This is a genomic window from Mesorhizobium sp. WSM4884, from assembly GCF_029625675.1.
Classification (GTDB): domain Bacteria; phylum Pseudomonadota; class Alphaproteobacteria; order Rhizobiales; family Rhizobiaceae; genus Mesorhizobium.
The window spans coordinates 254,216-267,070 of record NZ_JARTVO010000003.1; the positions used below are offsets into that span (position 1 = coordinate 254,216).

Genomic DNA, 12,855 nt, shown 5'->3' on the forward strand with positions numbered 1-12,855 from the left:
GATGGCCGCCGTCCGCACTTCTTCAGAGGTCGCGCTCAACCGCGCGGCAATCGCCGCGGTGCTGATCGCCACGCTGATCTTCCTGGCGCCGATCTACTGGATCGCCTCGACGGCGTTCAAGCCGAAGGAGCTCGCCGTCAGCGTGCCGCCCACCGTCCTCTTCGAACCCGAAGTGACGCCGTTCGTGCGGCTCTTCACCAAGCGCGTGCAGATGCAGAAGACGGTCGACCCGCAAGCCTACGAGTCCGCGCCCTGGTGGGAAAAAAAGATCTATGACGGCGGCGAGCGGGTGCTGAAAGTTGGCAAGGACGTGCAGCTTTCGCAATATCCCGACCGGTTCATGAACAGCCTGATCGTGGCGGTGATCAGCACCGTGCTTGCGGTGGGCATGGGAACCTTCACCGCCTATGGCTTCTCGCGCTTCAAGATCGCCGGCGAGGCGGATCTTCTCTTCTTCATCCTGTCAACACGCATGCTGCCGCCGGTGGTGGTCGCCATCCCGATGTTCCTGATGTACCGGGCGGTCGGCCTCAACGACTCGCATATCGGACTCATCATCCTCTACGTGGCCTTCAACTTGTCCTTCTCGGTCTGGTTGATGAAGGGCTTCATGGACGAGATCCCGAAGGAGTATGAGGAGGCGGCGCTGGTCGACGGCTATACGCGCATGCAAGCCTTCTTCAAGATCGTGCTGCCGGAAGCGGCGACCGGCATCGCCGCCACCGCCGTGTTCTGCTTCATCACCGCCTGGAACGAGTACGCCTTCGCGCTGATCATGACCAACCGGCGCGCGCAGACGGCGCCGCCCTTCATCCCAAGCCAGATCGGTTCTGGCCTGCCGGACTGGACCACGATCGCGGCAGGCACGTTCCTGTTCCTGCTGCCGGTCGCGATCTTCACCTTCCTGCTGCGCAACCATCTGCTTCGCGGCGTGACTTTCGGAGCGATCCGCAAATGAGTTTTCGCGCGATCAACGAGAAGTACCTTTTGCCGGCATCGCAGATCCTCATGGTGCTCGGCATCATCGCGCTCTGCCAGCCATGGAGCCTTGGCCTGCATTCCTACGGCGTGACGATCATCCTGATCGGGCTGATCGGCTTCAACATCACGTCCAAGATTGCGCCGGAGCAGAGTGAGGAAACCGGCGCCGCGACGCATGAGGGGGCTCGGCAGTGACGCAGATCGAACTTCGCGGCATCGAGAAATTCTTCGGCGCCGTCCAGGTCATCCACAATCTGAACCTCGCCATCGCCGACAACGAGTTCATCGTGCTGCTTGGGCAGTCGGGCTGCGGCAAGACCACGACGCTGCGCGCGATAGCGGGGTTGGAGACGATCGATCAGGGCGACATCCTGATCGACGGCAAGGCCGTGCAGCACCTCAAGGCGGCCGACCGCGACATCGCCATGGTGTTCCAATCCTTCTCGCTCTATCCGCATATGACGGTCTTCGAGAACATCGCGTTTCCGCTGCGCGCAACGCGACTGAGCAGCGGCGAGGTCGACAAGTCGGTGCGCGAGATCGCCCGGGTCCTGCGCATCACGGACCTGCTCGACAAGAAGCCGTCGGCGCTCTCGGGCGGCGACATGCAGCGCGTGGCGATCGGCCGGGCGCTGGTGCGGCGCCCGAAGGCGATGCTGATGGACGAGCCGATCGGCGCGCTCGACGCCAAGCTGCGCGAGGAGATGCGGGCCGAGATCAAGCGGCTGCACATCAAGCAGGGTTCGACCACGATCTACGTCACGCACGACCAGATCGAGGCGATGAGCCTGGCCGACCGCATCGTCATCATGCATGAAGGCTTCATCCAACAGGTTGGCACGCCGGACCAGGTCTATTCGCACCCGGCCAACCTGTTCGTGGCGCAATTCGTCGGCAGTCCGGTGATGAACGTCGCCGAGGCCAACGTCGCGGATCAGGCCGGCATCGCCTCCGTTACCGTCGGCGGCACGCCCAAGGGTTTCGAATTCCCGCGCGAGCTCCTGTCCAAGCTCAACGGGCATTCCAACGGTGGCTTGACGCTCGGCATCCGTCCGGAAGGCGTGCTCGTTCGGCACGATGCCGCGCCCGGCTACATGCAGGTCGAGGCACAGATCATAGAGCCGCTCGGCTCTTTCGACATTGTCGACCTCAAGGTCGGCTCCAAGATGCTGCGCGCCCGCACCAAGGCCGGCTACGTCTCGGGTCCCGGCGAAAAGGTCCATGCCCGCATCGATCCGGAGCAGGCGCATTTCTTCGACACGGCAAGCGGCAAGTCACTCGGAGTAAGGCTGTAATGGCCCATATCGAATTGAAGAACATCACCAAGAAGTTCGGCGGCCACACCGCGCTGACGGGCCTCAATCTCGAGATCGCCGACGGCGAGTTCTTCGTGCTGCTCGGCGAGACGGGCGCCGGCAAGACGACGACGCTGCGCCTGATCGCCGGGCTCGACAAGCCGACCGAGGGACAGGTCTTCATCGACGGCGTCGATGTTGCTAGCTGGGGCGCGGCCGAGCGCGACGTGGCGCTGGTGCTGCAGCAATATTCGCTCTATCCGCGTTATACGGTGCGCGAGAACCTCGAGTTCCCGCTAAAGCCGAAGATCCGCCGCCTGCCGGACGACGAGATCAAGGATCGCGTCGCGCGCGCAGCCCGCACGCTCAGGATCGAGCACTTGCTCGACCGCAAGACCGACAGGCTTTCCGGCGGCGAGATGCAGCGCGTCTCGATCGGCCGGGCGATCGTGCGCAAGCCGCGGGTGTTCCTGATGGACGAGCCGCTGTCGGCGCTCGACGCGAAGCTGCGCGAGGCGCTGCGCACGGAGCTGAAAAACCTGCAGATGCAGCTCGGCGCGACTTTCCTGTTCGTTACTCACGATCAGATCGAGGCGATGTCGATGGGCGACAAAGTGGGCGTGCTCAACCATGGCCGCATCGTCCAGACCGGCACGCCGCAGGAGATCTACAACAATCCGCGCGACACCTATGTCGCGAGTTTCGTGGGCTCGCCGCCGATGAATCTCATCGACGGCAGGCTGGTCGAAAACCGTGCGGTGATGGCGCCGATGAATTTCGAATTACCGCCTTCTGGGGGAGCCAGGACGGGTGGTGCGACCGACGGTCGCCCGCTCGTCTTCGGCATCCGTCCGGAGGACGTCTATCTGGAGAGCGGCGCGCCGGTCGAGGCACAGGTCCATGATGTCGAGAACCACGGCGTCGAGAAGATCGTGACATTGAGGGTCGGCGATACGATGCTGAGAGCCACGGTGCCTGCGAGAACCGCCATCGAGATCGAGCAGCCGGTCCGCTTCGCCTGGAACCCGGACAAGGTGGTGATGTTCGACAAGGGCAGCGGGGTTAGCCTGCGCCACGCCGGCTAAGCGGCCAGCCGCTTGGTTGGACTGCCACGGCTTGCTATTTCGGCAGGTAGGTTTCGTAAGGCTTGTCGTTGATCAAAAGGATCACGCATTCGGTGTCCGACAGACAGGCGTCGTCATGCATCTCGTCGGCCTTCTGGGTCCAGTAGGAGCCCGGCGGCAGCTCGACCTTGGTCGCTTCGCCGCCCTGCATCTGCCAATGCGCCCAGAGCCCCTTGATTACGACGGCGCGATAGTCGGCGGTGTGAGCGTGGACCGGCGCGCGCCAGTTGCCGGGGACCTTGAGCAGCGTGCCGGCCGGGCCTTTGGCGCGCTCGCCCCACAGCGGACCAAGGCGCTGCGGCTGGTCCGGCGCTTCGACGAGGTAAGGAATCTTGTCGGCGGGCAGGTAGCTGTCCTCGAGCGCGAACGCCCGTCCCGGAAGGACGGCCAGCGCGGCAAGCGCGAGCGGTGCAAAGCAATTGGCCATGGCGGTTTCCTCCACCAAGAGCTTATGCCGTCTCAGCGGGCGAGGAATGGCCCTTCGTCCAAAAGATTTGGCAATTCCTCCAGCCAGGTGGCAGCGTGGCCGCGATGTCAGGGATGGTCGTCGCCATTGTTGCGCAGATGGCTCGGCGCGACGCCCATCACCCGCTTGAAGGCGCGACTGAAGGAGGCTTCGGAATCGTAGCCCAGTTTCGCCGCCGCCACCGACACCCTCATGCCGTCGCGGGCGAGCCACTGCCGCGCCTGGTGCATGCGCACGCGCAGCACATATTTAGCCGGCGTCTCGCCGACCACCGTGGCGAAGCGCTGCGCAAAGGCTGAACGCGACGCCCCCATCATCTTCGCGAGCGCCTCCACCGTCCAGTCGCGATCGGGCTGCAGGTGAATTGCGGCGAGCACCTTGCCGACGTCCGGGTTGCGGACGGCGGCGATCCAACCGGTGGCGTCGCCACAGCCATTCTCAACCCAGGAGCGGATGATCGTGGCGGCGAGCACGTCGGCGAGCCGAGCCAGAATCCCGCCGGAGCCGACGCGGTCCATCGTCACCTCGCCGGCCATCGCGTCGAGCAGATGCTGGATGCCCGGCGCGTTCGCCATCAGTTCATGCGCGCGCATCAGGTCGGGCATCATGTCGAGCAGCGGATGCGAGCCGTCGAGATTGAAGTGCATGCTGCCGCAAAACAGCAAGGTCTTGCAGCCGTCGCAGCCGTTGGAGACATCGTAGATGTTCTCGCAAACCGGCTCGATGGTGTAGCGGCCGATCGGCACGGGCGGAACGCCCGGCGCGCTCGCCAGCACGTGCTCGTCGCCGCGCGGCACCAACAGCGCGTCTCCCACCTTGAGCTCGATCCATTCCTTGGCCGGCGAGAACAACCAGCAGCCCTGCTGGCCGATGAAATGGAAGCGCGCCGCCTTCTGCGCGGGGAAGGAAACAGCCCAAGGCTCGCCCAGCACGCAGCGGCCATAGTCGACGCCATCGAGCCGCAAGCCGCGCAACATGTCGGTCAGCGGGTCGCCGGATGCCGGCAATGTGGTTTTGGACGAATTGTAATTCATTTCGGCGTTTCTAGCATGGAAACTCCAGGCAGTCACTCCCTATGTTGCACCGCGGCCAAATGTTGCGCCGCAACCAAATCGGACCGACGGAGCCCCCGCCAAGCATGTAGCGGGTTGGTCCACGGATGGTCATCCTCCGCGTGGCGCCGCAGACAGATCGGAGAATTTGCCATGACCGAATCCGCCACAGGCGTCATCGACGACGCTGTTCTCGACAGAACCGAACCGGAGGAACGAACCGAGCCTGTGTGGGGCGCGGTGGTCTCGCTGGCGCTCGGCGTGTTCGGCCTGGTAACGGCCGAATTCCTGCCCGCCAGCCTGCTGACGAGGCTGGCGCAGGATCTTGGCGTCAGCGAAGGCGCCGCCGGCCAGGCCGTGACGGCGACGGCCGTCGTTGGCGCGATCGCCGCGCCCACCATGGCCATCGTCACCAAGCGGCTCGACCGCCGACTGGTCATGTGGATACTCACCGTCCTCCTGATCGTTTCCAACCTCGTCGCCGCCTTCGCTTCCTCGCTCGCGATGTTGCTTCTGGCCCGTGTGGTTCTGGGTATCGCGCTCGGCGGCTTCTGGTCGATGTCGGCCGCCATGGCGATGCGGCTGGTGCCGATGCGGCTGATGCCGCGCGCCATGTCGATCATCCTGACCGGCGTTTCGGTGGCCACCGTGACGGCGGCTCCCGTCGGCGCCTATGTCGGCGATATCTGGGGCTGGCGCACGGCCTTCATGATCGCGGCGGTCGTCGGCGCGCTGACCTTGCTGGTGCAGCTTGCCACCATTCCCAGCCTGCCGCCGACGGCGGTGGCGAGCTTCCGGACCCTGATCGACGTGCTGAAGCGGCCGACGATCCGCGTCGCTCTCCTGGTCGTGCTGCTCGTCGCCTCCGGACAGTTTGCCGGCTTCACCTATGTGCGGCCGTTCCTGGAGACGGTTCCCGTCATGCCCATCGAGACCATTTCGCTGGTGCTGCTCGCCTATGGCATCGGCGGCTTCTTCGGCAATTTCGCCGGCGCCTTCCTGGCCGAGCGCAACCTGAAGCTTGCGGTCGCGCTGGCGCCGTTGCTGATCGCGCTGTCAGCGCTTGCCATGCTGATCCTCGGCGCCTCGTCGGCGATCGCGGCCATCGCGGTTGCCGCCTGGGGCTTCGCCTTCGGCGCGGTGCCGGTCGGGCTGCAGACCTGGCTGGTGCGCGCCGCGCCCGACCAGGCCGAGAGCGCCGGCGGCCTGATGGTCGCGACGTTCCAGGTGGCGATCGCGCTGGGCGCGGTCTTCGGCGGCCTGCTGGTCGACCATGCCGGTGTCGCCAGCGCCTTCGCCTATGGCGCCGCGGCGACGCTGCTTGCGGCCCTGGTGACTTTCGCGATCGGGCCGAAACAGGCTGAACAGTCTAACTCAGTATGAGCTTTCAGCTTCGACCCGGGACCTTCAGCGGCTCCGGGTCGAAGCTGTCATTGTGGCTGCTGGAACGTCGGTGATTTGGCAAGCGGAACAAGCCAGCAATCCTGGCCGCTGTTATCCGACGCGATCAACCGATGACCGAAGCCACCGGCCTTCTTGGCGAAAAAGGCAAGGTGGGTCCGTACCCGAACCGCATCACAAGATCAGGTCTGCGGGTCTCGCCGACGATCGCCGCCAGGTCGGCGCGCAGGCGGGCGACCTCGATGGGCTGATTGATAAAGGCGATCTTGAGCCCCAGGCCCGTTGCGGCCAGAGCGAAGCGCTGGCACGCCTGGCCGACCCTGATCCAGTGATCATGGTCCGGTCGCTCGCCAAAAAAGACCGCGATCCCGGCGGAAGAGTCGATTTGACGGGCGTAGTTCTGATTTTCCTGCGCGACGTTGAATAGCCGGTCGAACGCGATCCGACCCAAGCCAGTCGGCAGCACCGGATTGCCGCTCGCGGCAGAGAAGAGCCCATCACCTCGAGCCATCGCGCTGCGCGGGTTGAATCGTATCCACTGCTTCAGTTCACGCATGAACGCGGGATCGTTCATCTGATCTTCGTTGCCGGCAAGGACGGTATCCCGCACCTTTATCATCCGTGTCCTGTCGGTGACGAGTGCGAGGCTTACCCCCCGGATCGCAGCTGTTCGCTCGACTTCGACGAGATCCGCCGCAGGGACGGCGCGACCGTCGTATTCGGCACGCGTCGATTGGCGTTTTGAAATGGCGTCGACCAACGGGTCCACCTTTGGCGCGCCCATGACGTAATCGTAACGGACACCATCGCCGCCGGCCGTGAGCGAGGCCTCGCCCGGACGGCCTGTCGCCGCCGCGGCGAGTGCAAGGTTGGCCATGGCGCATCCCAGGCTGACAAAAAGATGATGGTCGTCAGGGTCGACGATAGGAGTCCGCCTCCGAAAGTCAGGCAGTATCTCAATTGCTTGCCCTTCCAACCGGAACCGCCAGGGCTGCGTATTATGGCTATTTGCCGCCAAGGTGGCATAGCGGACTACGGCTTCAAGGTCGGGCTTCAGTTGGCCATGCAATCGCGCGGTGAATGCCTCATACTGGGCCATCGATCCGACCGCCGATCGCCAACCGGCTACACCGGCGCCCGCCGCGACAACCAAGGCGCCTGCGCCGACGAGCATCTTTCGCCTGTTCATCGTGCCCTCTCGGCCAAACTCGCAGGCAAGATAGTGCCAGTCGGAAGGTTGCCCTTTGATCTCCATCAAGGCCTGCTGGTCGACCATGCTGGCATGCAAGCGCTTGCATCCATAGCGAGCGGCAAAGCGCTTGCGGCAATGGTCCTTTCCTGCTCGGACCCAAGGTTCTGGCGCTCCCTAGGCAGCGCGGCCGTCGAATTCGAAGACCTGCACTGCGGCGAGGTCGACCCCCTCGAGGCAATTGATGTTGATGTAGGCGCTGCGCTCACTGCTTTGGCTGACATCCTCGGCGAAGGGATGGATGCCGCAGGTCCGGCAGAAGCGATGTGCGATCGAGCCTTTGCCAAAAGTGTATTTGCCGAGGTCATCGCCCCAGGCGACCAACCGTAGGCTTTCATGCGGCACGGCCCAAAGCAGCGCGCCCTTGCGCGCGCAGATCGAACAATTGCAGTGCACGACGCCGCCGAGCTCGCCTTCGACCTCGAACGCCACCTTGCCGCAATGGCAGCTGCCTTTGTACAGCATCGGCCTCTTCCTATCACTGGCAGGTGCAAAGGCACGCTTGCCGGGTTATCCCTTGCGCAGGCCTGGCCGGCCGCATCAAGTCTTTGTTTTCACGCAATTCCGGACGGAACCGCTACACACTTTTCCTGGAATTGTTTTAAAGACGTTGCATTCTTGCGGAGTCCGACATCGACATGCAATCCGTCCGCGACCGTCTCGGAATCATCCTGTCACGTCTTGCCAATCGCGCCGGCGACGAGAAGGTCTACACCAAGCTCTATGCCGAAGCGGCGTCCGCCGCGGCCGATGCGGCCGATGCCCGCCGGAAGACCGGCGTAAGCCTTGGACCGCTCGATGGTGTAATCATTTCGATCAAGGATCTGTTCGATGTCGCCGGCGAGCCGACGCGGGCGGGCTCGCTGATGCGCGCCGGTGCCCAGCCCGCCGCGCGGGACGCGGCGATCGTGCGCCGGCTGCGCCAGGCAGGCGCCGTGATCCTCGGCAAGACCAACATGACCGAGTTCGCCTTCACTGCCATCGGCGACAATCTGCATTACGGCACGCCGGGCAATGCCGCCGATGCCAGCCTGATCCCGGGCGGCTCGTCATCGGGAGCGGCGGTCGCGGTGGGCGAGGGCAGCAGCGACGTCTCGATCGGCTCGGACACCGGCGGCTCGGTGCGCATTCCGGCCTCGCTGAACGGCGTCGTCGGCTTCAAGCCGACGGCACGGCGCGTGCCGCTGGCCGGCGCCTTTCCCTTGTCGGCGACGCTAGATTCGATCGGTCCGCTCGCCCGCAGCGTGGCCGATTGCATAGCTGCCGACGCGATCATGGTGGGCGAGGAGCCAACTGCTCTCCACCCGATCCCGCTCGCCGGCCTGCGTGTAGGCATTCCGTGCGGCCGGCTCTTTGACGACAACCAAGCCGAGGTCGTCGCAGCCTTCGAGCGCTGCATCGGCAAGATCGGACAAGTCGGCGGACGCGTCGCCGACTTGCCGATCGACGATCTCATCGCCGAGATGCGCGCAGCGACCAAAAGGGCTTCGATCGCGTCGATGGAAGGCGCGGAAGTGCATGCCGACTGGCTGGCGTCCGGCGTGTCGGTGCCGGTCGATCCGCATGTCAGCGGGCCTTTGTCGCGCGCGCTGACGGTTCCTGCTTCCGCCTACATCAGGACAATCCGCCGCCGGACAGAACTGGTTGCGGCCATGGAGGAACGGCTGCAAGCGGTCGACGTGCTTGCCCTGCCCACCGTGCCGATGGTTGCGCCGTCGATCGCCGCCATGGCCGGCGATGAAGCGCTTCGGGACCGAACGGAAGGTCTGCTCTTACGCAACACGCAGGTCGCCAACCAGTTCGATCTGTGCGCCGTCTCGCTGCCGATGCCCGGCACAAAGCTGCCGGCCGGACTGATGCTGGTGGCGAGGCATGGGCACGATCGTCGCCTTCTCGGCATCGCCGCGTCGGTGGAGGCTTTGCTGAAGGGCTGAGGCTGATGGCCCGGCGGCGAGCCTCAATGTGCCGAGCAATGGCCGCGCTCGCTGTCCTTCGCTGCCCTCTCGATGCCCGTCGCGACCAGCGTCGGCAGGCTGTACCGCTTGCCATTGAAACTATGCGGCCGGTTCTCGATCGTGCCGGCAACGACGACCTTGCCGGCATAGAGCTTGTCCGACAGGTCGAGCGCCTTGTCCTGTTGCGGCAGGCCGTCAATGTCGACCGAGACGCCCTTGATGATCTTGCCGGAGGCGAGGTCGAGCGCGCTGTTCGAAGGGCAGGGCGCCATCGCGCAGCGCAAGCCGTTGTCACAGGGGATATAGCTGCCCTGTCCGTCGGCACGGGCTTCGGCCCCGGACAGGCAGAAGCCAGCGATCAACAGGGCTCGCGCGGCACTTTTAGGCATAGCTGGAAGGTCGTCGTCAAATCCGGGAAAATTGAGGCAGGCGTCAGTCGGTCGGAAAGCGCCGCCGGTAGTGCTCGATCACTTCAGGGTTGCGCAGGTTGACCGGCAGCTTGTTGGCCAGCACCAGCAAGGCTTCGCCGGCGGCGCCGACGCCCATGCGCATCATCGATTCCTCGGTGATGCCGGCCATATGAGGGGTGACGATGACGTTGTCGAAGCCGAAATAGGGATGGTTCGGCGGCAGCGGCTGGGTCGCGAAGACGTCGAGCGCGGCACCGCCGATGCGACCCTTCCGCAGGGCTTCGATCAGCGCCTCGTCGTCGACCACCGGTCCGCGCGAGACATTGATCAAAAGCGCATTGGGCTTCATGCGGGCGATGCGCTCGCCGCTGATCAGGCCGCGCGTTTCCTCGGTCAGCGGACAGCAGAGCACGATGATGTCGCTCTGCTCGACCAGCGCGTCGATCGACAGGAAGCCGACGCGTTCCGGCGCCGGACGCAAGCTGCGCGTGGTCGCCACGACATTGAGGTCGAAACCGTGCGCCGCGATATGGCCGACGGCCTGACCGACGGCCCCAAGACCGACGATGCCGATCGTCTTGCCGGCCAGTTCGCTGGTCGAGTTGGCGTGCTCGCGCCCTGCGAGCCAGCCCTTGGCGCGCAGGTCGCGATCCATGACGCGGAAGCGCCGCAACAGCGCAAGCGCCGTGAACATCACATGCTCGGCGACCGAGCGGGCATTGACGGCCGGCACGTTCGCCACCAGCACGCCGGCCGCGGTCGCCGCCTCGACCGGGATCATGTCCAGACCTGCGCCGTGGCGGATCGCCGCGCGCATGTTTTTGGCGCCATCGAAGAGTTCCGGCGGCAGCGGCGCGCGCACGATGACGATGTCGGCGTCCTTCGCCTCGGCGGCCAGCGTCCTGGCATCGAGGGCGGACGCAATAGCCAGCCTGCCGGCGCCGGCCAGCATTTTGGTGGCGCGTGGATGCAGCGGATGCGTCGACAGGATCTTGGGCATCAGCGTTCAGGCCTTCTCGAGCGTCGCGCTTTTCGGCTCCGTCCAGCGACCTTCGATGATCCCTTTCCAGTAGCTCTCCGCGCCCTGCAGATGGGCGCTCATCAGCGCCTGGGCGAGGTTGCCGTCGCGGCGCAGCAGCGCCTCGTAGATCTGGATATGCTCGGCATGCGAGCGCACGCTGCGCTCGGGGTCGTTGAAATAGATCGGCAGGCGCTGCTCGCCCATCAGATAGTAGACGCTGCAGATATTGTGGAAGACGCCGTTCTTGGTCGCCCGCACGATCTCGAGGTGGAACTCGCGGTCTTCCTTTGCGAGGCCTTCGCCGGCGGCAATGCGTTCCTCGGAGGCCTTCAGGATCTCGCGCAGCCGCTCGAAATTCTCTTCCGTTGCGCGCGAGCAGGCAAGCTCGGCCGCCTTGATCTCATGGATCTTGCGCAGCTCGACGGTCTCGTAGATCTGCACTGGATCGAGCGGCAGGCCGGCGCGGGCGAAAAGCGCCAACGCTTCTACGCTCGCCTGCTTGGTGTCGATATAGATGCCGGATTTGGCGCGGCGCTCGACGATGCGCATTGCTTCCAGGATCGCCAGCGCCTCACGGATCTGGCCGCGGCTGACGCCGAAATGCTCCGCCAGCTCGCGCTCCGACGGGGTGCGGCCCGACTCCTTGTCCGAGTTGGAGAACAGATAGGCGGCGAGTTCCGCAAGAAGGTTCTTTTCTTTCATCGTCAGATGCGTTGCGCGTGCGCCTCCAGGAATCGCTCCGAAATGGTGAATCCCAATCCGGGCTTTTCAGGAATCGCTATCATACCGTCCTTTGCTTCGACAGTCTCCTTGACCAGATCGTGGATCATCGGATTGGCGCCCAGCGAATATTCGACGATGAAGCTCGCGGGCGAGGCCGCGCAGACATGCAGCCCGGCAAAGAAGCAGGGTGCGCCGGCCCAAAGATGCGGCGCAAAACGGAGGTTGAAAGCGCTGGCGATGGTGCCGATCTTCATCGCCTCGCTGATGCCGCCGCAGAAGGCGGGGTCCGGCTGGAAGATATCGGCCGATTTCAGCACCGCGAGATCGCGGAAGGCATAGCGCGTCGCCTCGCTTTCGCCGGTGGCGACGGGGACCGAGCCCGAGGCGCGCACCTCGGCCATGCCGGGCTTGTCGTCGGCGATCACCGGCTCCTCGAACCAGGCGAGATCGAGATCGGCGGTGAGACTGATGAAGCGCTTCGCCTCGGCGACCGTGTAAGTGCCGTGCGCGTCGACCATCAACTCGACGTCCGGGCCGATCGCTTGCCGCGCGGCACGCACGCGCGCGGCCGAAATATGCGGCGCGCCGTCCATGGCGCCGACGCGCATCTTCAGCGCCTTGAAGCCGCCTTTGGCGATGTAGGATTTGAGCTGCTCGCCGATCGCGTCGGCCCCGGCCCAGCCGCCCGACGCATAGGCTTGCATGCGCTCGACCTTGCGGCCGCCGAGCAGCCGCCAGACCGGCTGCTCCAACGATTTGCCGAGGATGTCCCAGAGCGCGATGTCGACGGCGCTGATCGCTGCCACGCTCATGCCGCGCCGCGCCAGCTGAGGCATGGCGTGGCCGCCATGGGCCGCCGTTTGATGGCGCACGCCATTGTAGAGCATCTCCCAGATGATGCCGATGTCGGCCGGGTCGCGGCCGATAAGCTGCGGCGCAATCTCGTGGTTCAGCATGTGGACCAGCGCGCCATAGCTGCCGGCGCTGCCGGCGGCGTTCTTGCCTTCGCCCCAGCCGATCAGGCCGTCCTCGGTCTCGATGCGCAGGATGGCGGCGTCGAACGTCGTCACCTGACCGAAGTCGCTGCGGTGCTGCCGCTCCGCTTCGATCGGTATGCGAACCCACCAGGCTTGGACGTTTCTGATACGCATCTTCATCCCCGGCCCCGCCGCCCGGCG

The 12,855-nt window shown here is 65.0% G+C and carries 14 protein-coding genes; 6 read left to right on the forward strand and 8 right to left on the reverse strand.

Translation table 11 applies throughout. The annotated features are described in order from the left end of the window. Position 1 precedes the first annotated feature (1 nt). From P9236_RS06475 to P9236_RS06490, 4 genes are read left to right on the forward strand one after another with little or no spacing between them, the layout of a single operon-like run. Entirely contained in the window at positions 2 to 958 is a 957-nt protein-coding gene (locus P9236_RS06475) for a carbohydrate ABC transporter permease (protein ID WP_278073772.1), read from the forward strand. Next, complete coding sequence (locus P9236_RS06480; protein ID WP_278073773.1) at positions 955 to 1,176, forward strand: hypothetical protein; 222 nt, start codon at positions 955 to 957, stop codon at positions 1,174 to 1,176. Before P9236_RS06475 ends, P9236_RS06480 begins: the two co-directional genes overlap by 4 nt. Next, positions 1,173 to 2,276 (forward strand): ABC transporter ATP-binding protein, encoded by a 1,104-nt coding sequence (locus tag P9236_RS06485; RefSeq protein WP_278073774.1) that lies wholly within the window; start codon positions 1,173 to 1,175, stop codon positions 2,274 to 2,276. The genes P9236_RS06480 and P9236_RS06485 overlap by 4 nt, the downstream gene beginning before the upstream one ends. Further along, positions 2,276 to 3,361 (forward strand): ABC transporter ATP-binding protein, encoded by a 1,086-nt coding sequence (locus P9236_RS06490; protein WP_278073775.1) that lies wholly within the window; start codon positions 2,276 to 2,278, stop codon positions 3,359 to 3,361. The genes P9236_RS06485 and P9236_RS06490 overlap by 1 nt, the downstream gene beginning before the upstream one ends. Positions 3,362 to 3,395: 34 nt before the next feature. Here the strand turns inward: P9236_RS06490 and P9236_RS06495 are convergent, their stop codons facing one another. Further along, positions 3,396 to 3,827, reverse strand: a complete 432-nt coding sequence (locus tag P9236_RS06495; protein WP_278073776.1) for a DUF4437 domain-containing protein — start codon at positions 3,825 to 3,827, stop codon at positions 3,396 to 3,398. A 107-nt stretch (positions 3,828 to 3,934) separates the two neighbouring features. After that, positions 3,935 to 4,900: an AraC family transcriptional regulator gene (locus P9236_RS06500; protein WP_278073777.1), complete on the reverse strand. Its 966-nt coding sequence runs from the start codon at positions 4,898 to 4,900 to the stop codon at positions 3,935 to 3,937. A 171-nt stretch (positions 4,901 to 5,071) separates the two neighbouring features. On the opposite strand from P9236_RS06500, the gene P9236_RS06505 reads away from it, so the two are divergent. Beyond that, positions 5,072 to 6,301 (forward strand): MFS transporter, encoded by a 1,230-nt coding sequence (locus P9236_RS06505; RefSeq protein WP_278073778.1) that lies wholly within the window; start codon positions 5,072 to 5,074, stop codon positions 6,299 to 6,301. A gap of 124 nt (positions 6,302 to 6,425) precedes the next feature. Here the strand turns inward: P9236_RS06505 and P9236_RS06510 are convergent, their stop codons facing one another. Together P9236_RS06510 and P9236_RS06515 are read right to left on the reverse strand one after the other, a co-directional pair. Then, a complete protein-coding gene (locus P9236_RS06510) occupies positions 6,426 to 7,595 on the reverse strand; it encodes a Tat pathway signal protein (protein WP_347405170.1) in 1,170 nt (389 codons plus the stop codon). 90 nt (positions 7,596 to 7,685) lie between these two features. Continuing rightward, positions 7,686 to 8,033, reverse strand: coding sequence for a GFA family protein (locus tag P9236_RS06515; protein WP_278073779.1), 348 nt, complete (start codon positions 8,031 to 8,033; stop codon positions 7,686 to 7,688). Between the two features lie 173 nt (positions 8,034 to 8,206). On the opposite strand from P9236_RS06515, the gene P9236_RS06520 reads away from it, so the two are divergent. Then, positions 8,207 to 9,502, forward strand: a complete 1,296-nt coding sequence (locus P9236_RS06520) for an amidase (RefSeq protein WP_278073780.1) — start codon at positions 8,207 to 8,209, stop codon at positions 9,500 to 9,502. 23 nt (positions 9,503 to 9,525) lie between these two features. Here P9236_RS06520 and P9236_RS06525 read toward each other — a convergent pair whose 3' ends face one another. From P9236_RS06525 to P9236_RS06540, 4 genes are all read right to left on the reverse strand, one after another. Continuing rightward, complete coding sequence (locus P9236_RS06525; protein ID WP_278073781.1) at positions 9,526 to 9,885, reverse strand: hypothetical protein; 360 nt, start codon at positions 9,883 to 9,885, stop codon at positions 9,526 to 9,528. Between the two features lie 70 nt (positions 9,886 to 9,955). After that, a complete protein-coding gene (locus tag P9236_RS06530) occupies positions 9,956 to 10,933 on the reverse strand; it encodes a hydroxyacid dehydrogenase (RefSeq protein WP_278073782.1) in 978 nt (325 codons plus the stop codon). Positions 10,934 to 10,939: 6 nt separating this feature from the next. Beyond that, positions 10,940 to 11,656, reverse strand: a complete 717-nt coding sequence (locus tag P9236_RS06535; RefSeq protein WP_278073783.1) for a FadR/GntR family transcriptional regulator — start codon at positions 11,654 to 11,656, stop codon at positions 10,940 to 10,942. A 2-nt stretch (positions 11,657 to 11,658) separates the two neighbouring features. After that, on the reverse strand, positions 11,659 to 12,828 hold the full coding sequence (locus P9236_RS06540; RefSeq protein WP_278073784.1) for a mandelate racemase/muconate lactonizing enzyme family protein: 1,170 nt from the start codon (positions 12,826 to 12,828) through the stop codon (positions 11,659 to 11,661). Positions 12,829 to 12,855 lie beyond the last annotated feature (27 nt).

Excerpts from the sequence above, each read along its gene's own strand:
- P9236_RS06510 (WP_347405170.1), bottom strand. The coding sequence starts at position 7,595 with ATGGTCGACCAGCAGGCCTTGATGGAGATCAAAGGGCAACCTTCCGAC.
- P9236_RS06500 (WP_278073777.1), bottom strand. The coding sequence starts at position 4,900 with ATGAATTACAATTCGTCCAAAACCACATTGCCGGCATCCGGCGACCCG.
- P9236_RS06515 (WP_278073779.1), bottom strand. The coding sequence starts at position 8,033 with ATGCTGTACAAAGGCAGCTGCCATTGCGGCAAGGTGGCGTTCGAGGTC.
- P9236_RS06540 (WP_278073784.1), bottom strand. The coding sequence starts at position 12,828 with ATGCGTATCAGAAACGTCCAAGCCTGGTGGGTTCGCATACCGATCGAA.
- P9236_RS06535 (WP_278073783.1), bottom strand. The coding sequence starts at position 11,656 with ATGAAAGAAAAGAACCTTCTTGCGGAACTCGCCGCCTATCTGTTCTCC.
- P9236_RS06530 (WP_278073782.1), bottom strand. The coding sequence starts at position 10,933 with ATGCCCAAGATCCTGTCGACGCATCCGCTGCATCCACGCGCCACCAAA.
- P9236_RS06475 (WP_278073772.1), top strand. The coding sequence starts at position 2 with ATGGCCGCCGTCCGCACTTCTTCAGAGGTCGCGCTCAACCGCGCGGCA.
- P9236_RS06495 (WP_278073776.1), bottom strand. The coding sequence starts at position 3,827 with ATGGCCAATTGCTTTGCACCGCTCGCGCTTGCCGCGCTGGCCGTCCTT.
- P9236_RS06520 (WP_278073780.1), top strand. The coding sequence starts at position 8,207 with ATGCAATCCGTCCGCGACCGTCTCGGAATCATCCTGTCACGTCTTGCC.
- P9236_RS06490 (WP_278073775.1), top strand. The coding sequence starts at position 2,276 with ATGGCCCATATCGAATTGAAGAACATCACCAAGAAGTTCGGCGGCCAC.
- P9236_RS06480 (WP_278073773.1), top strand. The coding sequence starts at position 955 with ATGAGTTTTCGCGCGATCAACGAGAAGTACCTTTTGCCGGCATCGCAG.
- P9236_RS06505 (WP_278073778.1), top strand. The coding sequence starts at position 5,072 with ATGACCGAATCCGCCACAGGCGTCATCGACGACGCTGTTCTCGACAGA.